This window comes from Janthinobacterium darwini (assembly GCF_051380905.1).
GTDB lineage: Bacteria > Pseudomonadota > Gammaproteobacteria > Burkholderiales > Burkholderiaceae_D > Janthinobacterium.
This window is the reverse complement of sequence record NZ_JBNYXX010000001.1, coordinates 3,157,260-3,177,097: the sequence shown is the minus strand read 5'-3', so window position 1 is coordinate 3,177,097 and position 19,838 is coordinate 3,157,260. Positions and strand designations below refer to the sequence as shown.

The following is a 19,838-nucleotide window of genomic DNA, read 5'->3' as shown; positions in this document are numbered from 1 at the left end:
TCATTTTTGAGCCTTGGTCGTGGGTGACAGGTTTGCCGAATCATCGGCCAGTGCCAGTGGTGGCGGGTTTTTCGAGCCGAAGAAGAAGACGATGGGCGAGCGCAGGAAGCGCTTGCCCAGAATCTTCAACAATTGCATGCCGTGCTTGAAACGCACCTGGCGCGAACGCAGTGCCACCCACAGGGCCAGACCGAAACTGACCAGCAGGTTGGCCGTGCCGATGGCGAAGATGCCCGACAGCGACTTGACGGCCAGCTGCCAGCTCATGTTGTGGTCGAGTCCCACCAGCGCGGTCGCAAAGTTGGCGGCCGAGAAAGTGATGTGGCGGATATCGATCGGCAAGCCGATCAAAAAGCCCAGAGTGCCGATGGATCCCAGCAGGATACCGAAATAAAAATTACCCATCAGGCCGCCCAAGTTGTTTTCCAGGTACAAGCCCAGCCGTTGCAAGCGATCCTGGCCGATCACGCGGCCCAGGCCGCGCAATTGCGCGATGCGCTGCGCCCAGCGCGTGTACAGCGCCTGGTTGTCATAGTAGCCCGAAATCAGGCCTGCCACGAACAGGCACACGCCGGCGATCATGGCGTAAAAGATGGCGGGGCTGCCGATAGGGTCGATATCGTGCAGCAGATGCATGGCTTTTTCCGGCGACACCAGGTGGTGGCCCGTGATTGCCTTATAGCCGAGCGCGATCAGCCAGGCCGTGGGGATGGCCGTGGCGAGGTTGCCCAGCACGGCCATGTTTTGCGTGCGGAAGACCTTGTTGATCAGTTCCGCCATGCTGTCGAGGTCGATATTTCGCCCATCCTTGCTGTGCAGGCCGGCGGCGATGCGCGAGGCCGTCATGGCCGGCTGCTTGGTAGCCACCGTAAAGTGCAGCAAGTGGATGAACATGAAGCCGATCGAGTAATTCATGCTGAACATGAACGCTTCGACCAGTGGCGCCGAGCGCAAATACGACATCAATATCTTGAACAGGGCCATGAAGCCGATGATGATGCCCGCGCCCGCCGAGGACAGGAACATGGCGCCCATTTCGCGCCGGCTTTCCGCGATGTAGTGCTCGCCCGTGCGGCTGGCGTTTTCCGTCACATTGCGTGCCAGCAAGTTGATATTGTCGGAAAACAGGTCGCTGACCTTGTACTTGTGGTTATGCGCGCGTATCAGTTCCAGCGCCAGCCCGACGGCGCCTGCCCGGCGGCGGCTGACAGGCTGCGGGTGCAGCAAGTCCTGCGTGGCGTCCACCGTGATGGCGGCGATGTCCACGTTGCTGGATGCGGGCAGCTCGCCGCTCGTGTCGACCAGGAACAGCAGCTTGCGCAGGCGGTCGATGCTTTGCGCCAGCGCCACCAATAAATACGTGAGGGGAATGCTGGTGCCCTGGTACAGGGCCTTCTTGCGGATCTTGGCGATGACGGCGTCGCACTGGTCCAGCATCACCAGCAAATGGCGCGCATCCTCGATGTGCTCGATATTGCCGTGCAGTAAATTCGTGTAGGCGTCCAGGTAGGCGTTCACTTCCGTGTTCTGCACCATGAACGGCGACTGGAACACTTCGATTTCATTGTGGAAACGCGTCAGTTCCGGTTCCAGGCCCATGGCGCAGACGCGGTAGGACAGGGTGCGGATGGCGTCCAGAATACCCGGCAGCATGATATTACCATCGCCGACGGCCAGTTCGATATCGTCGCTGGTGAGCACGTCGAACAGTTCCAGCCAATCCGTAGCGGGCACGTTGCTGATCCACAAATAATCGGTCTTCAGGTACAGCACCTGGTCGAGCGCGTCGTTCAGGTACTCGTCGCCCAAGGCGGGCGGCAGCATGCGGTAGGCGATGCGGCGTTTCAATTCCGTGAAAAAACCGCTGTTCGACAGGACGCCGATGTCCGTGTACAGGCTGGCGTGACGACGCGCGGCCAGCACGCGCAGCACGTATTCGTGCAGGGCGCGCGCTTGCGCGGGGTTACCTTTGAGAAGCTGGCGCAGGGTGCGCACGTTGGCGATCGCGGTAGCGCTGTCGTGGGGGCGCTTGGGACGCAGTGAGTTGAATAATTCCACCAGCAAGTCGATATTGCTGGAGTTGGGGTCAATGCGTTCGAGGATAGCTAGCATGCAGAAAAAACGGGCGAGCCGCTGTCGGTAAAACCAGTAGTGTACCGCCTGCGTCAAATCGCGCAACGTTCGCCACCGAACATTGCTTTGCGGCAGGGCCTGCTTTAAACGCCATTTTGCCGTAAGTATCCCAATCATGGTCAAACTTGCGTGTGGTCAGTGCGCGACTCTTTTCCCGGGGCTAAGCTGAAGTTTTCTGTTGTACAACGCACTGATGGCTGGACAAAAAGCGAGGATAAGGTAACACTAAGATCAGACACACAGCGCATGTCCTGATCAATACCGGAAAGTTTCAACTCACGTGACCGAGATATTTATCATGAAGACCTCGTATTTTGCGCTTGCTGTGATAGGGATGGGGCCATTTGCGCTGGGCGCACCGGCCCAGGCTGCCGATGGCGCGGGCAGTGCCGCATCCAGTAACGTTGCCGTGTATGGCGTGCTTGACGCGGGTGTCGTGGCCGAACGGGGCTGTGCAGCCAATTGCGCCGGCACCAAGGTGTCCGGCGGCGCTGCGTCCGGCTCGCGCCTGGGGCTGCAGGGACGCGAAGCGCTAGGCAATGACGTGTCCGCCGTATTTACCCTGGAAGCGGGCGTGCAGAACGACACGGGCCAGTCGGAAGACGGCCGTCTGTTCGGCCGCCAGGCCTATGTGGGCCTGGACAGCCGCCTGGGCGCGCTGACCCTGGGGCGCCAGTACAACCTGCAATACCTGACCCTGACCGACGTGGCCGACCCGTTCAAGGGCGGCATGGCCGGCAGCGCCAGCAACCTGGCCGGCTACAGTGTGAAACGTTACGACAATACGGTCAAATACGTGACGCCCGCCTTGCGCGGCGTGTCCGCCAGCGCCATCTACAGTTTTGGCGAGTCGCCGTACAGCAGCGCCAACAACCGCGCGTATGGCGCCACCCTGGGCTATTCGGCCGGCGCCGTGAATGTCAGCGTGTCGCACCAGCGCAAGAACAACTTCATCCTCGCTTCCGGTACCTTGCCCGCCATCGACATGTCGTCGCGCAACACCCTGATCGCGGCGAATATCGACCTGAAAGTGGCCACCGCCTTTGTCGCCGTGGGCGTGAACAAGGGCTATGGCAGTTCGCCTTGGGACCCCAGCAATGCGTACAGCTCGCTGGCCCTGTCGATGTCGTCCTCGGACAGCCGCGACACCTTGCTGGGCGTGTCCGTGCCCGTGGGCGGCTTCAAGCTGCTGGCGTCATGGGTGCGCAAGGATGACCGCGACCTGGCCAACCGCGACGCCAGCCAGGTGGCCGTCGGCCTCACGTATTCCCTGTCAAAGCGCAGCGATTTCTACGCGTCCTACGCGAAGATCCACAACAAGAACGGCGCCCGCTACACGGTGGGCAATGCCAGCGACGCGGGACGTGGCGACGCCGCTTTTAATATGGGCTTCCGTCACGGCTTTTGAGCTGCCGTCGTAGCTGGGGCAGGGCAGCTGGCGCCCAGCCACTTGCCGTTGCTCGTCACGTTCACTTGTTCCGGCGTGCCGCGCGCGCTGGTCGTCACCGCCAGCTGCATGCTGAAAGCCTGGTCGCCACTGAAGCGCACCTGGCCTTCGCCGCTCGATTTCGGGTTCGCGCAGGTGAACGATATATTCATGCCGCCCGCGATGTCGGTGTTCTTCGACTTGCAGTCGCCGGGCTGGCCCGTGGGAATCTGCTTGCGCGCAGCCATTTCCGGCGTCACGCACGCCGTCACGCGCACGGCGCCGTCGGCGCCTACGGTGGGCATGGCCATGCCGCGGCTGGCGGCCATGCTTTCGAGCTGCTTGCGTTGATCGGGAGGAAGGTTGCCCAGCTGCTGCAGCACCATGGACATGGCGTTGTCGGTGGCGGCATCGGGCGATGCCATCTTGCTGTCGACTTGCCACAGGCCCGGCTTGATGGCGGTGGATGGCGAGGCGGCCTGGGCACCGGCCTGGGCGCCGATGGCGGCGCAGGCCAGCAAACTCAGGCGTAGCAGGGAGTGGTTCATGTTGGCATCTCCAAAAAAGGCAGACTCCAGCATACGGCATGGCAAGCGGTGCACGCTTGCCATTGTGTTACAAACTGTGATCGGGCTCGATGCGGCGCACGTCCACGCAGGCGATGCGGCGCTCGTCGGCTTCGACGATTTCATAGCGCAAGTCATCGAGCTCCAGCACCTCGCCCACGGCCGGCATGTTTTCAAAGTGCGCCAGCAGGAAGCCGGCCAGCGAGTTGTACTCGCCGTCGTCGCTGACCAGCGATTCCGTCTCGAAGACTTGCTCCAGGTAATGCAGGTCGGTGGCGCCGTCGATGCGCCAGTGGCCGGGCCCCAGCACTTCCACGTCGGGTAGCTCGTCCTCGTCGGGGAATTCGCCTGCGATGGCTTCCAGTATGTCGATGGGCGTGAGCACGCCTTGCACGGTGCCGAACTCGTCGACCACCAGCACCAGCTGCCCGCGCGAGCGCTTCAGGGTTTCCATGGCTTTCAGTACGCCGGCCGCTTCCGGCACGACGACGGCTTCGCGCATGCTGGCCGGGTCGATCTTGCCATGCGAGACCAGATCCTCGATCAGGTCCTTGCTGCGCGCAATGCCGATCACATTGTCCAGGTCATCATTGCAGACAGGAATCATGCTGTGCGGCGTTTCGCGCAGCAGTTGCAGCATCTTCGCGCTGCTGTCGTTCAGGTTGACCCACGAGACGTCGCCACGCGGCGTCATCACGGAGCGGATCGAGCGTTCGGCCAGGGTCAGCACGCCGCTGACCATGTTGCGCTCTTCCACGCCAAAGGCGGAGACGTCGGGTATTTCCTTGACTTCATGCTCTTCGACGGCTTCGCGGCCCTTGCGTCCGCCCAGCAGGCTCAGGACGGCTTGCGCCGTGCGGTCGCGCAACGGCGCGTTCGACTGCAGCTTGAGGAAGTTGCGGCGGGCAAGCTGATTGAAGAACTCGATGACGATCGAGAAGCCGATAGCGGCGTACAAGTATCCCTTCGGAATATGGAAGCCCAGCCCTTCGGCCACCAAGGAGAGGCCGATCATCAGCAAGAAGCTCAGGCACAACACCACGACGGTGGGGTGGGCGTTGACGAAGCGTGTCAGCACCTTCGAGGCGAGCATCATGACGACGATGGAAATGACGACGGCCGCCATCATCACGTACAGGTTGTCCACCATGCCGACGGCCGTGATGACGGCGTCGAGCGAGAAGACGGCGTCGAGCACGACGATCTGCGCCACCACCAGGCCGAAGCCGGCGTACACTTTCGGGCCCGTCTGGGCATGGGTGACGCCTTCGAGGCGCTCATGCAACTCGGTGGTGGCCTTGAACAGCAGAAACAGACCGCCGATGAGCAGGATCAGGTCGCGTCCGGAGAACGAGAATGTCCATAGGGAAAACAGAGGCGTGGTCAGTGTCACCAGCCAGGAAATCAGCGAGAGCAGGCCCAGGCGCATGACGAGGGCCAGGGTCAGGCCCAGCACGCGCGCCTTGTCGCGCTGGTGCGGCGGCAGCTTTTCGGCCAGGATGGCGATGAAGATCAGGTTGTCGATACCCAGTACGATTTCCAGTACGACCAGCGTCAGCAGGCCGACCCAGATTGTCGGGTCAAATAACCATTCCATGTGTGTAACCTTGTAAAGTCAATCAATATAAAGCGTGCCCGGCGGCGGATTGCCCCGGGCCTCAATGCGATGCGTGCTGCGGTGTCAGTGGCGGACACGCGGCGGCCGGGTGGCCTGCCGCGCGTCCGCTTCGGCAAGTGCGCCCGGTCCCGCTTGCCAAATGATGGCGCAAAACGGCGCCCCCTGGCGCGAGGGCGGGTACAGCGTGATGGGGTCGTTGTCGCATTCTTCGGCGTCGCAGTTGTCGCCGGGCTGGCCCGCATGGGCGCCGGGGTCAAGGCAATCCGCGACGAAGGCAGGCGTGGCAGTAGTGCCAGCCGCGATTGCATGCTGGAATGGGGAAGGGCTGGCGTAAGCCATGCTGGCGAACGCCTGGGGTAAGGCGATGAAAACAAAAAGGCAGAGCAGGACGAGAGCTCGTCTCATATACAGGCAGATAGTTCTGGAACTGAGGAGTATAACACGGGCAGATAACAGCTCCATGACAGGACTTGCGTAACTGATAAGTATGCCGTAAATTGGGAGGGCAATCATTTCCCTGGGCGGCGAAGACGCAGCGCGGGCCTGTGGCAATTCTTGCGTTTGTATCGCATTGTGCTTACGCATCTTTCGTTTGTGCATCTTTCGCACTTTTATATCGTAGTGTTAATAGGACTCCGACTTGAAACCAATTACCGCTCTCCTGCTTGCCGCCGGCATCCTTTCGCCTTCCTTCATCCTGGCCGCCACCCCGGTGGAAACCGCACCTACCCAGAAAACCGGCAAGGCTGCACCCAACCGCAGCGCCGCCGTCAAAGTCACCTCCGTCGAAGGCATCACCGAATACCGTCTGGCCAATGGCTTGCGCGTGCTGCTGTTCCCCGACGCCAGCAAGCCTACCTTGACCACCAACATCGTCTACCTGGTCGGCTCGCGCCATGAAAACTATGGCGAAACGGGGATGGCCCACTTGCTCGAGCACTTGCTGTTCAAGCCCAGCGCCAACTTCGGCGTCAAGAAGGGCACGAAAACCCCCGTCGAGATCCTGAACTCGACGGGCGCGCAGTTCAACGGCACCACCTGGTACGACCGCACCAATTACTACGCCACCTTCCCCGCCAACGACGACAACCTGCGCCAGATGCTGGCCATGGAAGCGGACCGCATGGTCAACGCGGCCATCGACCAGAACGATCTGTGGAATCCGAAGACGCAGAAGGGTGAAATGACGGTCGTGCGCAACGAGTTCGAGATGGGCGAGAGCGATCCGATCGGCGTGACGAGCGAACGCATCCAGGCCATTGCCTATGATTGGCACAATTACGGCAAGTCGACCATCGGCGCCCGTTCCGACATCGAGCAGGTGAACATTCCCCGCTTGCGCGCCTTTTATCATAAGTACTACCAGCCGGATAATGCCGTGCTGATGGTGGCGGGCCGTTTCGATGAAGCCAAGGTCTTGAAGCAGATCAATGAGCTGTTCGGCAAGATTCCAAAACCGACGCGCGTGATCGAGCCGACCTACACGGCCGAACCGGTGCAAGATGGCGAGCGCGCCGTGACGGTGCGCCGCAGTGGCGGCACGCAATTCGTCGGCGCCGGCTATCACGTGGCGCCGTCCGGCAACCCCGATGCCGTCGCCATCGAGGTGCTGGGCCACGTGCTGACGGATGCTCCTGCCGGCCGTTTGCACAAGGCGCTGGTGGAAACCAAGCTGGCCAGCAAGATCGAATACAACTCGGTGAGCAACCTGGAGCCCGGTTACAACCTGTTTGGCGCGCTGGTGCCACTCGATGGCAACCTTGATGCAGCGCAAGCGGCCATGTTGAAGGTACTGGAAGAGCTGAAATCGCAACCGGTCACGGAGGCCGAAGTGGCGCGCGTCAAGCAGCAATTGAACAAGCAGATCGAACTGGCCACCTCGAACACGGCGCGCCTGACGATTGCCCTGACGGAGTCCCTGGCGGCCGGCGACTGGCGTCTGTTCTTCCTGCAGCGCGACCAGCTCGACAAATTGACGACGGCGCAGGTGCAGGCGGCGGCCGAGAAATACCTGAAGAGCTCGAATCGCACCCTGGGCCGCTTCATTCCTACCGATGCGCCGGACCGCACTGTCGTGCCGGCCTACGCCGACGTGGCGCCGCAACTGGCCGGCTATACGGGCCGCGCCGTGGTGGCGCAAGGCGAAGCGTTCGATCCCAGCCCCGACAATATCGAAGCGCGCACCACGCGCTTCACTTTGCCGAACGGTTTGAAGGGCGCCTTGCTGCCGAAGAAAACCAAGGGCAGCACCGTCAGCGTCGTGCTGAAATTGCAGATCGGCAGCGAAGAGAGCTTGCGCGGCAAGGGGGCGGTGGGCAGTTACACGGCCAATCTGCTGTCGCGCGGCACGGATAAACTGTCGCGCCAGGAAGTGAAGGACAAATTCGACCAGCTGGGCACGCAAGTGGCCATCTCGGGCGGCGCCGAGGGCGTCACGGCAATGCTGACGGGCAAGCGCGAGAACTTGCCGGCCGCCATGGACCTGCTGGCGCAAGTGCTGCAAAAGCCGGCCCTGAGCGAGACGGAATTCCTGGAATTGCAGCGCGAGCGCGTCGGCCGCGCCGAGCAGGAATTGCCTGAACCGCAACCGCAGGCCGTGAACGCCTTCCGCCGCCTGCTCGATGCCACGCCGCCAGGTCATGTGCGCCATATCGGCACCTTGCCAGAAGAACTGGCGCAATGGAAAGCCATCAAGGTAGCCGATGTGCAAGCCTTCCATGGCGCCTACTATGGCGCGTCGAACGCCACCTTTACCGCCGTGGGAGACTTCGACCCTGCCGCGCTGAAGGCGCAAGTGGCCAGCCTGTACGGCAGCTGGAAGGCGAAGCAGCCGTATGTGCGCATTCCTGACGCCGTCAAGCCCGTCAGTGGCGAGAAAGTCACGCTGGAAACGCCGGACAAGGCCAATAGCGTGCTGTTCGCCATCCAGCCGATTCCCCTCAAGGATGACGCCGCCAGCTATCCTGCTTTGCTGATGGCCAATCACATGCTCGGTGGCGGCGCCTTGCGCAGCCGCCTGGCGGACCGCATCCGCCAGAAGGAAGGCCTGTCGTACGGCGTCGGCTCGCAAGTGACCGTGCCATCGCGCGAGCCGGCCGGCTTCTGGATGGCGTATGCCATCAGCGCGCCGCAAAACACGGTCAAGGTGGAAGCGGCCCTGCGCGAGGAAATCGCCAAGGTGCTGGCTGACGGCTTTACGCAAGAGGAATTGGTCGAGGCGAAGAAAGGCTGGCTGCAATCGGAAGAAGTGGGCCGCACGCAAGACAGTGGCCTGGCGCGTGGTCTGGCCGAATACCTGGCGCAAGACCGTACCATGGCTTACGACAAGGACCTGGAAGCGAAAGTGGCAGCATTGACCCTGGCGCAAGTGAACCAGGGCTTGCGCGAGTACCTGAAGCCATCGGCCATCTCGATCGTGACGGCCGGCGATTTTGCCAAGGTGGCGAAAGAGGGTGAGAGCGGCGCGAAGACAACGACGTCGAAATAAGCTGTTTTACAGACAAAAAACCCGCCGGCAATGACCTTGCCGGCGGGTTTTTTTATTGATGCGTGTCAGCTTAGCGTGGTGCCATTTCGGCTACGTAGATTTCCACGCGGCGGTTGCGTGCGCGTCCCGAGGCATCGGCGTTCGAGGCGATAGGCTCGCGGGCGCCGCGGCCTTCCGTGACGACGCGGGTCGGCGAGACGCCGCGCATGGACAGGTAGTCGCGTGTGTGAGCCGCGCGTTCCACCGACAGCGGTTCGTTGATGGAAGCGCTGCCCGTGCTGTCCGTATGGCCGATGATACTGACCGTGGTGTTCTGGTTTTCGTTCAGGGTGGCGGCAAAACGGTCGAGAATGGGGCGGAAGTTGCCCTTGATGTCGGCGCGGTTGGTGTCGAAGGAAATGTCGCTTGGAATTTCCATTTTCAAGCGGTTATCGGCCGTCTGCGACACTTGCACACCAGTACCCTGTGTAGCTTGTTCCATCGCGCGCTTCTGGTTTTCCATGCGGTTCGACCAGATATTGCCGATGACGGCGCCCGCTGCCGCGCCGATCAGGGCGCCGCCAGCCGTGCGGCCGCCGCTGCCGCCACCGGTGGTGCCGCCGATCAAGGCGCCCAGGCCTGCGCCCACGCCTGCGCCCGTGGCCGTGCCACGTTGTGTGGCGGACATATCCGCGCAGCCGCTAGCGGCCAGTGCGATAACCAGCATGCCGATCAGGGATGTGGCGCCAGGGCCTTTTTTGAATGTTTCTTTCATGGATTTTCTCCTTGTGTTGTTATTGGGACATACCCAGGAATTACCTGCACACGTTACTGCAAAATGCCGCGGCTTGCCAGCGTGTGCACACTGTACATAAAAGGCGACAAAAAGGCGGCGCCCGTTTGCACGTGCGCCGCCCTGTCACCCTGCGCTAACGGCCTGGGCTATAAGCCGCGCCCGCTGATCAGGCGCAACAGGATCATGATGACCGCCACCACCAGCAGAATGTGGATGAAGCCACCGATGGTGTAGGAAGTTACCAGGCCCAGCAGCCAAAGAATAATGAGTACGACGGCGATTGTATACAGCATGATATGTCCTCCGAGAGTAATGTGTGGATGACGGCGACTGCCTTGGCCTTGTGAGGCGCTGGCGTCTGGCGCTGTCATCGGCTTTTTGTCATTGCGCGGCGACTGGGTCGCTGAACGCTGATGCCATGACTTAGTGTCTACTTTGTTTCCCTTGTGTTCTGTACGCTGTCGTACACAAGGATCAACTATTGGGGCCGGTCGGCGTGTTCGTCTGCCATGCCCGGTATCCAGGCCAACATGCCGGCCATGCCGACGGCGCCCGCCAGGCAACTGACCATGCCGCCCGTCAGCAGCAGCATGACGCCGAACACAGGCGCGCTTGCTTGCAATTGCGCCAGGTCCAAGGCGCAGAAGCCCAGCGCGGTGGCCAGGATGCCGCCACCGATAAAGCCGAGCCAGATCCGGTTGGCGCCTGTCTTGTCGTTTTTCATCGCATCTCCTTGAAGATATCCGTTGAGCTTTCCTGAGTGCATCATCTCGCGGGACGGCAAGCTCATCTGTACGCCAACGAACATGGCCAAAAAGAAAACGCCCGGACAGGCCGGGCGTGTGTGTAATGTGCCACATTGTCCGGCGGCGCGCTGGCCGCCGACCGCTTAGCCGATGGCGCGCAGGCCGCCATTGACGACGCGCACGCGGTCGCCCTGGCGCCAGTTCGGCGCGGCGCTCTGGTGTACGGTGCGCGTCTTGCCGTTGTCGAGGCGCACGACGATGTTGTAGCTGCGCGTGGCGCGCACGCTGCCTTCGATCTGGTTGCCAGCCACGGCGCCGCCAACAGCGCCCAGCACGGTGGCCAGCTGCTTGCCATGGCCGCCGCCCACCTGGTTGCCCAGCAAGCCGCCAACGACGGCGCCGCCGGCCGCACCCACGCCGCTGCCTTCGGCGCGCGTATTGACTTCATGGATGGCCTCGATCACGCCGCAATTGCCGCACACCTGCGGCGCCGGGGCTGCCGCGTATTGCTGCTGTGGTTGCTGTTGGGGCTGCGGCTGGCGCACGGGTTCCTGCTGTTGCTGCGGCGGCAGGGCAGCCAGCGCTTGCGCGCCGGCAGGCTGCAAGTTCGTTTGTGGCTGGTTCGCCTGCAGGCTGGCCAGCTGTTCCGCCGAAGTGCTGGCCGCCAGTGGCTGGGCATCGCGCTGCGAAGAGGGCAGCCAGCCCATCAGGGCCGCAGTGCCCACGCCGCAAAACAGCAGGACGGCGACGGCGGCGGCAAGCACCAGCGGATGGAGGGATTTGGTGGTGGTGGTCATGGAGAGCTCCTTGGTTTTTTTAAATAATGAAATGGGTAGTGCGTGTTATCCGTGCATGCAGCCAGTGTGCTGTGCTGCGTGCCCCGCTTCCGTGCGTCAGCGTACATACAGGGACGGTACTGCACCGTAGGCTAAGTAAAAATTATGTCGAGTTGTAACGACACCAAGGAAAAGCGATGTCACCTAGGAACGCCAGCATGACCCTGTCCCGCGACACAGGCCGATCCGGCCTGGGCACGCCTGCGGGCACGCTTGACGCTGGCAACCGTTTGCTGGCCAGCCTGCCCGAGCCCGACTTGCGGCACCTGACGGCGCTGTTCGATACGGTCACGGTCGAGGTGGGCGAGGTGCTCTACGAACCGGGCCAGCCTATTGGCCACATCTATTTCCCCAGCGACTGCCTGATCTCGCTGCTGGCCGTGGCGGAAGGCCGGATGACCCTGGAAGTGGGTTCCGTCGGCCGCGAAGGCGTGCTGGGCGCTTCCGTCGCGCTGGGCCATGACTTGGCGCAGGTGCGTGCCGTGGTGCAACGTTCCGGCAGGGCCAGCCGCATCGGCCGGGCCGAGTTCTGCGCCGAGTTCGCCCAGCTCGATTCCCTGCAGCGCCTGCTGTATCGCTACACGGACACCTTGCTGGCGCAAGCCATCCAGATTGCCGTGTGCAGCCGCTTTCACGTACTTGAGGCGCGTCTGGCCCGTTCGCTGCTGATCACGCGCGACCGCCTGCAGTCGGAAAAATTTCACCTGACGCATGAATTCCTTGCCCATACCCTGGGCGTGAGGCGGGTTGGCGTGACCAAGGCGGCCAGCGCGCTGCAACAGCAAAAACTGATTACCTACAGCCGCGGCAATATCGAAATCCTCGATTCGGCCGGCCTGGAAGCCGTCTCCTGCCGTTGCTACGCGCTGGTCAAGGACAGCGGCGCCATCGGCATGGCCAACGTCTTCGTCTGATTTCCCTCATCCACGAGCCGCAGACGCAAAAAAGCGGGGTGGGCGCCTGGGCACCCACCCCGCTTTCTTGATCTGCGATTACTTCGGCTTGACCTGGTTACCGATCACGCCGCCGACGGCGGCGCCGCCGACTGCGCCGATGGCGCTGCCGCCCGTCAGCACGGAACCGGCAACGGCGCCGACACCGGCGCCGATGGCCGTGTTTTTATCCTGGCCGGACATGTTGGCGCAAGCGGTCAAGCTCAGCAGCAGAGCTGCAACGGAAGTGGTAGCGGCGATTTTTTTAATGATTTGCATGATAGTTCTCCTATGAATTCGGACCTCGTGGCGCCGGCTTGGTAGGGGCCGGTGGAATTTCGTATCGCCACGTGTTCAGGCACGATCACAGAATAGGATTGTGACAAGGCAGGGTCTGTTCGGCAACGCACATAGGGGTGTAACAATTGTAAATGCGCCCGGTTGTCGTACCGTTCAGCGGCTTTTGCCCGCTGTCCTGCCTGGTTTTGGCGCCACCGGCTTGACGCGCGCCTGGGCCAGCAGGCTTGCACATTCGCTGTCCTCGCCGGGACCGGTATTGACCAAGGGCAGCAGGGCGGCCACGGGCGCCACCACGGCCAGCGCCAAGGCGCCGCCGGCGCGCAGGGCCAGCACACCCTTGTCGACGCTCACGTCGGGCTTGCTGAAAGTTCCCTGCACATACAGGGGCGAACGTAGCGAAAAGACGCGCAAGCCCTTGCTGTCCGGTTGCAGAGTCAGGTCCAGCTGCTCATTGGCCAGGTTCACCGTGCCATCGACATGCAGCAGGGCATCGTCCGTGTCGACGATGAACTGGCGCGTGCGCATCATGCCCTTGGTGACGACGAAATCGGCGGCCATGCAGTTCAGCTTGACCTGCTTGTCGCCCACCAGCTTGGTCAGCACGATACTGCCGATATTCAATCCCATTTCTTCCAGCAGCAGCTTGCTGATGCTGCCCCGGTTGATCAGCGCGCGCACTTCGCCATTCGAACTGCCCAGCAGGCTGGCGACGGAATTGCCCGTGGCCGACAGCGAAGCATCGCCATTGATTTCGCCCACGCTCGCTTGCAGGGCCGGCAGGCTGGGAAACAGTTGCTGGATGTGCAGATGACGGGCACTGGCCTTGAGTTCGGCCGCGATGCCGTTGGCGATGACCTTGCCGCTGCCGTCGAGCTTGATCTGCGAGCTCAGGGTGCCGCCCGCCACATTAAAGTTGAGCGGCGTCAAGGACAGCACGCCATCCGTCAGCACCACATGCGTGTCGAGCTTGCTGATCGGCAACTCGGCGTCGCGCGTGATTTTATCGGCTGTATAGCGCACGTCGGCGTCCAGGCTGGTCCAGCGTTCCGTCTTGAACGTTTCTACCGGCAGCACGCGGCCGGCCGGCTGCGTCGACGGCACGCCCCGCTCCTTCTTGCTGGCGCTCGAATCGGCGCCCACCAGCGGGCCAAGGTCGGAAAATTGCAGCAGGCGCGAGTGCACTTCGCCCGTCAGGCGCTTGCGCGCCGTGCTGGCTGAAAAGGCCAGCTTGCCGCTAATGTCGCTGGACCCCACCTTGCCGCTGAACTTGTCGTAGACCCATTCGCCGCCGCGGGGCGCCAGGGTGCCGGTCAAATGGCCTTCCGTGCTGAAGTGCGGCGTTTCCGGCAGCAATACGCCCGTCAATGGATACAGGCGCGCCATGCTGGGCCCGGATATTTTCAGGCGCACGTCGAGCGCGGCAAGGTCTGCCGGGCGCGTCAGCGTGCCTTCGATGGCCACGCTGCTGCCGCTCGCGCGCATGTCGGCCTGGATGGGGAAGGGTGTGCCTTGCTGCTGCAGCGACAGCACGCCGCCCGCCTTGCCGCCGCCCTGGATGCTTTCGCCACGGTATTGGCCGGACAGCTTCCAGGCGATGCCGTAGCGCGCATCGTCCGCGATGGTGTCGACATCGGCGCGCATCGCCGTGTGCGTGACTGCATCGTCCAGCGTCACGGTGCCCTTGCTGAAGACCACGCTTTGCAGTTCCAGCTGCCACGGCGATGGCTGCTCCTGCTTGTCGAAGGTCCAGTTGTTCTTGCCATCTTTGTTGCGCAGCAAGCGTACCTGCGGCGTGTCGAAGCGCAATTGCGGGATGATGATTTTTTTGTCCAGCAGGGCCAGCGGGTTGAGCGAGAACGCCAGCTGGCTCACGCTGGCCAGTGGCGCCTGTTCATCCGCCGCTGCCATGGCGCTCGGGTTGCCCAGGCGTACGTCTTGTGCCTGCAAGTGCGGCCACGGCAGGTAGGTGCGCCAGTCTTGTTGCCCCGCGGCGGGTGGCTGCTGCCACGTCAGCGACAGGTCGCCCGCGATGGCGAAGGGCCGGCCCAGCGCTTCGCTGGCGCGCGCATTGAGCCAGGGCTTGGCGCGGTTCCAGTCCATATTGAGCAGGACGACGGCGGCCGTGACGGGCAGGGCGACCAGCACGGCGGCGCTGGCGAGGGCGATTTTCTGGCGGCGCGAGAGAGAGATAGAACGTGGCATAGGGTGTGGGGTAAGAAGTGTTTCTTTCTGAACAGAAGCACGATGCTACAGGAATCGCTACAAAGCCGGGCCCGTTTCAGGTTTTGCTGTCGCAGGCGTGCGCTGGCGCACGTTGCCCATGCAAGTATTGTCGATTTCTTACTCTATGTGCGGCACCGAACGGATATGTGGTGAGCCGGAGCCTATAACGTCATACATCAAACGCAGTTCCTGATTCCAGATGCACTGACATCACCCCTCACGCTTAACATTCTCCAGGAGAAGAAAAATGACAAACCGAGATTTCAAGATTTCCCCGCTGGCCGCTTTCGCCGCATGTGCCACAGCCGTCGTCCTGATGACGGGCTGTTCCAGCATGAAAACGCCTGCCACGGCCGACGTCGCCGTGTCGCGCGCCGCCGTCGATAACGCTGCCAGCGCCGGCGCCGCAGAACTGGCTCCCGATGAAATGCGTTCGGCCCGCGAAAAAATGCGCATGGCCAACCAAGCCTTGAAAGACCGCGACTACAAGACGGCACGCGACCTGGCCGACCAGGCGCAAGCCGATGCCAAGCTGGCGCAAAGCAAGGCCAACTCGGCCAAGGCCACCAGCGCCGCCGATGAAATCAACGAGAACATCCGCGTCATGCGCGAAGAGCTCGATCGTGCCAACCAGCAAGCCCCAAAACAATAATTAATCAATAACTAATAACAATAACCAGGACCCCATCATGAAAAAAACTACTTACACCACACTTCCCGGCCTGTTGGCCATGGCCGCTTTTGTTGCCGCCTGCAGCTCCGCACCGACCACCACCAGCCTGCTCGACCAGACGCGTGGCGACTACATGGCGGCGCAATCGAACCCTATCGTGTCGACCTATGCGCCACGTGAGTTCCGCGAAGCGAGCGCTGCGCTGGAAGCGGCGAACGCGGCTGCCACGCGCCAGGAAGATAGCGAAAAAGTCGACAAGCTGGCCTACCTGGCCAAGCAAAAGATAGCCACGGCGCAAGAAGTCGCCAAGCAGAAGGCAGCTGAGGCGGATATCGCCAACGCCGGCAAGCAGCGTGACCAATTGCGCCTTGATGCGCGCACGCAGCAGGCTGACCAGGCCACGGCCCGCGCCCAGGCGGCGCAAGCCGATGCGGAAGCAGCCAAGGCCCAGGCGCAATCGGCCGAAGCGTCGGCGCGTGACGCCACCGCCCGCGCCGCCGCGCTGGAAGTGCAGCTGGCCGACCTGGCCGCCAAGAAAACCGAACGCGGCATGGTGATCACCCTGGGCGACGTGCTGTTTGGCACGGACAAGGCGAACCTGACGGCCGATGGCGCGAATACGGCGCGCAAGCTGGCCGACGTGCTGAAAAACAACCCGCAGCGCACCGTGCTGATCGAAGGCTTTACGGATAGCACAGGCGGCTCCGCGCACAATCTGGAATTGTCGCAGCGCCGCGCCGAATCCGTGCGCAATGCGCTGCTGGAGCAAGGCATCAGCCGCGACCGCATCGCCACGAAAGGCTACGGCGCCGCGTATCCGGCCGCCGGCAATGACAGCGCGGCGAATCGCCAGCTGAATCGCCGGGTGGAAATCGTTCTGTCGGAAGATAACACGGCGATTCCCGCCCGCCGATAGTATTGGGTCGCCGCCGAGTGCGGCAGTACCCAGGCAGCACCGGCCGCAGGTCGGCCGGTGGATACCCATGCAAGACTTGAAAGGAAACATCATGACACCAACATCTGTTGAGATTCCAGCTGGCATCGATACGGCCGCCATCCGAGCTGCCGCCAAAAACCTGGACGACGGCGCCGTGACGGCCGGCTACCAAGCCGACCGTGAGGAGTTGATCACCCTGTTGAATGGGGCGCTGGCCACCGAACTGGTGTGCATTGCGCGCTATAAACGCCATTACTACACTGTGAGCGGGCGCGACAATGGCAGTATCAAGGCCGAGTTCCTCGAGCATGCGCTGCAGGAGCAGGAACATGCCGACTGGCTGGCCGAACGCATCGTCCAATTGAATGGCAAGCCAGATTTTAATCCTGCAACATTGCTTGCGCGTAGTCATGCCGAGTATGATGACTCCGAAGACGTGCAGAGCATGGTGCGTGCCAATCTGATCGCGGAACGGGTAGCAATCGAGTCGTATCGCCAGATGATCGTGAAAATTGGCGACAAAGACCCGACCACACGCCATTTGTTGATCAAAATCATGGCTGTCGAGGAAGAGCACGCCGATGATATGCGCGATCTAATGGAATAGTGTTTTTGAGTAAAGTAGGTATAGTAACTACATTCATCCACAGCTAAGGAGCTAAACCATGTTGGAAAACAATATCACCACCGTCAATAACGATGTCAAAACCCTGGTCAAGGATGCGCAAGCCCTGTTCAGCGCCGCTGCCGCCCTGACCGGCGAAAAAGCCGATGAAGTGCGCGTCAAGGGTATGAAAACCCTGGACGCCGCGCTGGCCAAGGCGCATGAGGCGCAAGCATCGGCCATCGTTGCGACCAAGCAGCTCGCCTCCCAGGCTGACGGTTATGTCAAGGAAAACCCATGGCGCACGGTGGCCGTCGCCGCTGGCGTCGGCGTGCTGGTCGGCTTCATCCTGGGCCGCAAGTAATCCACTGTCAGGAGCGATATGGACAAGTCTGCTTCGTCTCACCAGGGGCCGGGATTGATCGGCTCGGTCGCCGGCCTGGCCAAGAACGCCGTCGGACTGATGTTGTCGCGGCTGGAACTGGCCACCATCGAACTGTCGGAAGTGCGCAATCACATGCTGCAGCTGGTGGTCATTTTCGCGCTGGCGACGGTGGCGGGCTTGTTTGCCATCGCTTACGGCAGCGTGCTGATCGTTTTCCTGGCCTGGGATAGCCTGGGCTGGAAGATCCTGGCGATCATGACGGTCGTGTTCGTACTGCTGGCCATCGCGCTGGTCACGTATGCGCGCGCCATGCTGCGTCAAGGAAAGTTGTCCATGCCCGCCACCATGGCGGAATTGAAGGCCGACCGCGACATGCTGATGTAAGCTGCTGGCGGGTACCAGCCGGACCTGTGCCGGCGGGTCTCGCCATGTCCAGCCTGCCTTACGAGGAGAATTCATGTCGGAAAACGACAAACTGGCGGCGCAAGCCGCCCGCAAGCGCCTGCTGATCGCCCAGGGCGAAATGTACCGCGTGGGCATCGTGCATGCGCGCGCCAACGTGGGTTATGCATTGCGTCCCGAATCGCTGCTGCAGGGCGTGGTCGAGACGGCCGTCGGCTTTGCCGGCCACCGCGTCGAATCCTTGCTGGCGCCTGGTGGCATGCGCTTGCAAGGCGCCATGCCCTACGTGCTGACGGCGCTATCGTTTATCGGGCGCAAGAAGCTGGTCAAGCCGGCCCTGGTCCTCGTGGCCGTGGCCGCCGTTGCCGCCAGCTGGCTGCGCCGCAAGCGCTGACGCTGGAATTGCCTGGAGCGCCGTCATCGACGGCGTTTTTTTTTGCCCGTACACAAGGTCCGCCACAAGCGCGGACGCAAGCGCGGGGACAATCCCTTACAATGATTCACGCCGCATTCCCCGCGGCAAACAGAGGGACCATCTTGATGACGCATACGAAGACACCGATCAATCAGTTAAATCCCTCGCGCCTGCGCATCGTGCTGGTGCTGCAGGGCGGCGGCGCACTGGGCGCCTACCAGGCCGGCGTCTACCACGCGCTGCACGAACATGGCCTGGCGCCCGACTGGGTGGTGGGCACTTCGATCGGCGCCATCAATGCCGCCATTTTGGCCGGCAACAAGCACGAGGACAGGCTGGTGCGCTTGAAACAGTTCTGGCAGCGCGTGGCGCACCGCGACAGCATCGACATGAACCTCGTTTCAGACCAGCAGCGCCGCTCGAACATCTGGCTGGCCACGCTCGATACGGTGCTGCGCGGCGTGCCCGGCTTCTTCAAGCCGCGCGCCTTCAGCCTGTTTTCCGCAGGAATCGCCGTCAAGCCGGAAGAAGCGAGTTTTTATGACACCAGCGAACTGGCCAGCACCCTCGATGAACTGGTCGATTTCGATTACCTGAACCAGCCGGGCGGCATGCGCCTGACGGTCAATGCCCTGCGCGTCAAATGCGGCAGCCTCACCAGTTTCGACAGCCTGCAACAGCCGCTGACGGCGGAGCATATCCGCGCCAGTGGCGCCTTGCCGCCTGGCTTTGCCGGCGTGCGCGTCGATGGCGACCTGTACTGGGATGGCGGCCTGTATTCGAATACGCCGCTGGAAACCGTGCTCGACGACACGCCCCACGTCGACACCCTGGTCTTCATGGTCGACCTGTGGAGTTCGGAAGGCCCGGAACCGACCACACTGGATGAAGTGCAGACGCGGCAAAAAGATGTGACCTTCGCCTCGCGGTCGAAGCGGCATATCGCCGATTATGTCAGTACGCACACCTTGCAGCGCAAATTGCGCGAACTGTACGCCAAGCTGCCTGATACGGCACACAACCGCCAGCAGACGGAAGAACTGGTAGCGCTGGGCTGCGACAGCACCATGCACATCGTGCGCCTGCCATATGCGGGGCGCGACTGGCATATGGCGGCCAAGGACATCAATTTCTCCAGAGGCTCCATCGAGTGGCGCTGGGAGCAGGGCTACCAGGATGGCTTGCGCGCGATCAAGGCGGCCGGCTGGCTCGCTTTTGTCACGCAAGACACGCCACTCGTGGTGCACGAGTTGCCCCCGTACGAACGCGACGCCGTTTTGTGACGCCTGTCAAAACCTGCTGCGTGTCGGTATAGGCGGCCTGCGATGCGCACCGTACCTTCGTGCGGTGGCGCTTCCTGGCCACCTCTCCCTTCCGCTG

20 protein-coding genes are annotated in these 19,838 nt (G+C 62.2%); 10 read left to right on the top strand and 10 right to left on the bottom strand.

The window, feature by feature from the left end:
- Nucleotides 1-2,112, bottom strand: a complete 2,112-nt coding sequence (locus tag ACQ4WZ_RS14605) for a site-specific recombinase (protein ID WP_436573753.1) — start codon at nt 2,110-2,112, stop codon at nt 1-3.
- 319 nt (nt 2,113-2,431) lie between these two features.
- Here ACQ4WZ_RS14605 and ACQ4WZ_RS14600 point away from each other — a divergent pair, with 319 nt between their 5' ends.
- Nucleotides 2,432-3,541 carry a porin gene (locus ACQ4WZ_RS14600; RefSeq protein WP_436573752.1) on the top strand — a complete coding sequence of 370 codons (1,110 nt, stop codon included), beginning with the start codon at nt 2,432-2,434 and terminating at the stop codon, nt 3,539-3,541.
- Here ACQ4WZ_RS14600 and ACQ4WZ_RS14595 read toward each other — a convergent pair.
- The 3 genes from ACQ4WZ_RS14595 to ACQ4WZ_RS14585 all read right to left on the bottom strand — a co-directional run bounded on the left by ACQ4WZ_RS14595 (nt 3,529) and on the right by ACQ4WZ_RS14585 (nt 6,082).
- Entirely contained in the window at nt 3,529-4,107 is a 579-nt protein-coding gene (locus ACQ4WZ_RS14595) for a DUF3617 domain-containing protein (protein ID WP_101484432.1), read from the bottom strand. The two genes, ACQ4WZ_RS14600 and ACQ4WZ_RS14595, sit on opposite strands and share 13 nt — an antisense overlap.
- A gap of 67 nt (nt 4,108-4,174) precedes the next feature.
- On the bottom strand, nt 4,175-5,722 hold the full coding sequence (locus tag ACQ4WZ_RS14590; protein ID WP_101480351.1) for a TerC family protein: 1,548 nt from the start codon (nt 5,720-5,722) through the stop codon (nt 4,175-4,177).
- Nucleotides 5,723-5,806: 84 nt separating this feature from the next.
- On the bottom strand, nt 5,807-6,082 hold the full coding sequence (locus ACQ4WZ_RS14585; RefSeq protein WP_133992793.1) for a hypothetical protein: 276 nt from the start codon (nt 6,080-6,082) through the stop codon (nt 5,807-5,809).
- 301 nt (nt 6,083-6,383) lie between these two features.
- On the opposite strand from ACQ4WZ_RS14585, the gene ACQ4WZ_RS14580 reads away from it, so the two are divergent.
- The gene (locus ACQ4WZ_RS14580) at nt 6,384-9,230 is read left to right on the top strand and encodes a M16 family metallopeptidase (protein ID WP_436573751.1); all 2,847 of its coding nucleotides are present in this window, start codon (nt 6,384-6,386) and stop codon (nt 9,228-9,230) included.
- Nucleotides 9,231-9,300: 70 nt separating this feature from the next.
- Here ACQ4WZ_RS14580 and ACQ4WZ_RS14575 read toward each other — a convergent pair whose 3' ends face one another.
- From ACQ4WZ_RS14575 to ACQ4WZ_RS14560, 4 genes are all read right to left on the bottom strand, one after another.
- Nucleotides 9,301-9,936, bottom strand: a complete 636-nt coding sequence (locus ACQ4WZ_RS14575) for a YiaD family glycine zipper/OmpA-like lipoprotein (RefSeq protein WP_101484433.1) — start codon at nt 9,934-9,936, stop codon at nt 9,301-9,303.
- 215 nt (nt 9,937-10,151) lie between these two features.
- The gene (locus ACQ4WZ_RS14570) at nt 10,152-10,298 is read right to left on the bottom strand and encodes a lmo0937 family membrane protein (RefSeq protein ID WP_121670992.1); all 147 of its coding nucleotides are present in this window, start codon (nt 10,296-10,298) and stop codon (nt 10,152-10,154) included.
- Nucleotides 10,299-10,483: 185 nt separating this feature from the next.
- On the bottom strand, nt 10,484-10,729 hold the full coding sequence (locus ACQ4WZ_RS14565; protein ID WP_101480354.1) for a hypothetical protein: 246 nt from the start codon (nt 10,727-10,729) through the stop codon (nt 10,484-10,486).
- Between the two features lie 165 nt (nt 10,730-10,894).
- Entirely contained in the window at nt 10,895-11,548 is a 654-nt protein-coding gene (locus ACQ4WZ_RS14560; RefSeq protein ID WP_436573750.1) for an outer membrane lipoprotein, read from the bottom strand.
- Nucleotides 11,549-11,745: 197 nt separating this feature from the next.
- Here ACQ4WZ_RS14560 and ACQ4WZ_RS14555 point away from each other — a divergent pair, with 197 nt between their 5' ends.
- Nucleotides 11,746-12,501 (top strand): Crp/Fnr family transcriptional regulator, encoded by a 756-nt coding sequence (locus ACQ4WZ_RS14555; protein WP_243858201.1) that lies wholly within the window; start codon nt 11,746-11,748, stop codon nt 12,499-12,501.
- A gap of 78 nt (nt 12,502-12,579) precedes the next feature.
- Here ACQ4WZ_RS14555 and ACQ4WZ_RS14550 read toward each other — a convergent pair whose 3' ends face one another.
- Both ACQ4WZ_RS14550 and ACQ4WZ_RS14545 read right to left on the bottom strand, forming a co-directional pair.
- A complete protein-coding gene (locus ACQ4WZ_RS14550) occupies nt 12,580-12,798 on the bottom strand; it encodes a YMGG-like glycine zipper-containing protein (protein WP_077401543.1) in 219 nt (72 codons plus the stop codon).
- Between the two features lie 174 nt (nt 12,799-12,972).
- Complete coding sequence (locus ACQ4WZ_RS14545; RefSeq protein ID WP_436573749.1) at nt 12,973-15,021, bottom strand: AsmA family protein; 2,049 nt, start codon at nt 15,019-15,021, stop codon at nt 12,973-12,975.
- A 268-nt stretch (nt 15,022-15,289) separates the two neighbouring features.
- Between ACQ4WZ_RS14545 and ACQ4WZ_RS14540 the strand changes: the two genes are divergently transcribed.
- The 7 genes from ACQ4WZ_RS14540 (at nt 15,290) to ACQ4WZ_RS14510 (ending at nt 19,741) form a co-directional block, all read left to right on the top strand.
- Entirely contained in the window at nt 15,290-15,694 is a 405-nt protein-coding gene (locus ACQ4WZ_RS14540; protein WP_101480358.1) for a DUF4398 domain-containing protein, read from the top strand.
- 37 nt (nt 15,695-15,731) lie between these two features.
- A complete protein-coding gene (locus ACQ4WZ_RS14535; RefSeq protein WP_101480359.1) occupies nt 15,732-16,631 on the top strand; it encodes an OmpA family protein in 900 nt (299 codons plus the stop codon).
- A gap of 91 nt (nt 16,632-16,722) precedes the next feature.
- Nucleotides 16,723-17,259: a ferritin-like domain-containing protein gene (locus tag ACQ4WZ_RS14530; RefSeq protein WP_436573748.1), complete on the top strand. Its 537-nt coding sequence runs from the start codon at nt 16,723-16,725 to the stop codon at nt 17,257-17,259.
- A gap of 58 nt (nt 17,260-17,317) precedes the next feature.
- Nucleotides 17,318-17,620: an ElaB/YgaM/YqjD family protein gene (locus tag ACQ4WZ_RS14525; RefSeq protein ID WP_034786336.1), complete on the top strand. Its 303-nt coding sequence runs from the start codon at nt 17,318-17,320 to the stop codon at nt 17,618-17,620.
- Between the two features lie 18 nt (nt 17,621-17,638).
- Nucleotides 17,639-18,025 carry a phage holin family protein gene (locus ACQ4WZ_RS14520; RefSeq protein WP_101480360.1) on the top strand — a complete coding sequence of 129 codons (387 nt, stop codon included), beginning with the start codon at nt 17,639-17,641 and terminating at the stop codon, nt 18,023-18,025.
- Nucleotides 18,026-18,098: 73 nt separating this feature from the next.
- Complete coding sequence (locus ACQ4WZ_RS14515; RefSeq protein WP_071078646.1) at nt 18,099-18,437, top strand: hypothetical protein; 339 nt, start codon at nt 18,099-18,101, stop codon at nt 18,435-18,437.
- Nucleotides 18,438-18,583: 146 nt separating this feature from the next.
- A complete protein-coding gene (locus ACQ4WZ_RS14510) occupies nt 18,584-19,741 on the top strand; it encodes a patatin-like phospholipase family protein (RefSeq protein WP_436573747.1) in 1,158 nt (385 codons plus the stop codon).
- Nucleotides 19,742-19,838: the final 97 nt, after the last annotated feature.

Coding starts and splice junctions, on each gene's coding strand:
- ACQ4WZ_RS14605 (WP_436573753.1), bottom strand. CDS start 2,112: ATGCTAGCTATCCTCGAACGCATTGACCCCAACTCCAGCAATATCGAC.
- ACQ4WZ_RS14600 (WP_436573752.1), top strand. CDS start 2,432: ATGAAGACCTCGTATTTTGCGCTTGCTGTGATAGGGATGGGGCCATTT.
- ACQ4WZ_RS14595 (WP_101484432.1), bottom strand. CDS start 4,107: ATGAACCACTCCCTGCTACGCCTGAGTTTGCTGGCCTGCGCCGCCATC.
- ACQ4WZ_RS14590 (WP_101480351.1), bottom strand. CDS start 5,722: ATGGAATGGTTATTTGACCCGACAATCTGGGTCGGCCTGCTGACGCTG.
- ACQ4WZ_RS14585 (WP_133992793.1), bottom strand. CDS start 6,082: ATGGCTTACGCCAGCCCTTCCCCATTCCAGCATGCAATCGCGGCTGGC.
- ACQ4WZ_RS14575 (WP_101484433.1), bottom strand. CDS start 9,936: ATGCTGGTTATCGCACTGGCCGCTAGCGGCTGCGCGGATATGTCCGCC.
- ACQ4WZ_RS14570 (WP_121670992.1), bottom strand. CDS start 10,298: ATGCTGTATACAATCGCCGTCGTACTCATTATTCTTTGGCTGCTGGGC.
- ACQ4WZ_RS14565 (WP_101480354.1), bottom strand. CDS start 10,729: ATGAAAAACGACAAGACAGGCGCCAACCGGATCTGGCTCGGCTTTATC.
- ACQ4WZ_RS14560 (WP_436573750.1), bottom strand. CDS start 11,548: ATGACCACCACCACCAAATCCCTCCATCCGCTGGTGCTTGCCGCCGCC.
- ACQ4WZ_RS14555 (WP_243858201.1), top strand. CDS start 11,746: ATGACCCTGTCCCGCGACACAGGCCGATCCGGCCTGGGCACGCCTGCG.
- ACQ4WZ_RS14550 (WP_077401543.1), bottom strand. CDS start 12,798: ATGCAAATCATTAAAAAAATCGCCGCTACCACTTCCGTTGCAGCTCTG.
- ACQ4WZ_RS14545 (WP_436573749.1), bottom strand. CDS start 15,021: ATGCCACGTTCTATCTCTCTCTCGCGCCGCCAGAAAATCGCCCTCGCC.
- ACQ4WZ_RS14540 (WP_101480358.1), top strand. CDS start 15,290: ATGACAAACCGAGATTTCAAGATTTCCCCGCTGGCCGCTTTCGCCGCA.
- ACQ4WZ_RS14535 (WP_101480359.1), top strand. CDS start 15,732: ATGAAAAAAACTACTTACACCACACTTCCCGGCCTGTTGGCCATGGCC.
- ACQ4WZ_RS14530 (WP_436573748.1), top strand. CDS start 16,723: ATGACACCAACATCTGTTGAGATTCCAGCTGGCATCGATACGGCCGCC.
- ACQ4WZ_RS14525 (WP_034786336.1), top strand. CDS start 17,318: ATGTTGGAAAACAATATCACCACCGTCAATAACGATGTCAAAACCCTG.
- ACQ4WZ_RS14520 (WP_101480360.1), top strand. CDS start 17,639: ATGGACAAGTCTGCTTCGTCTCACCAGGGGCCGGGATTGATCGGCTCG.
- ACQ4WZ_RS14515 (WP_071078646.1), top strand. CDS start 18,099: ATGTCGGAAAACGACAAACTGGCGGCGCAAGCCGCCCGCAAGCGCCTG.
- ACQ4WZ_RS14510 (WP_436573747.1), top strand. CDS start 18,584: ATGACGCATACGAAGACACCGATCAATCAGTTAAATCCCTCGCGCCTG.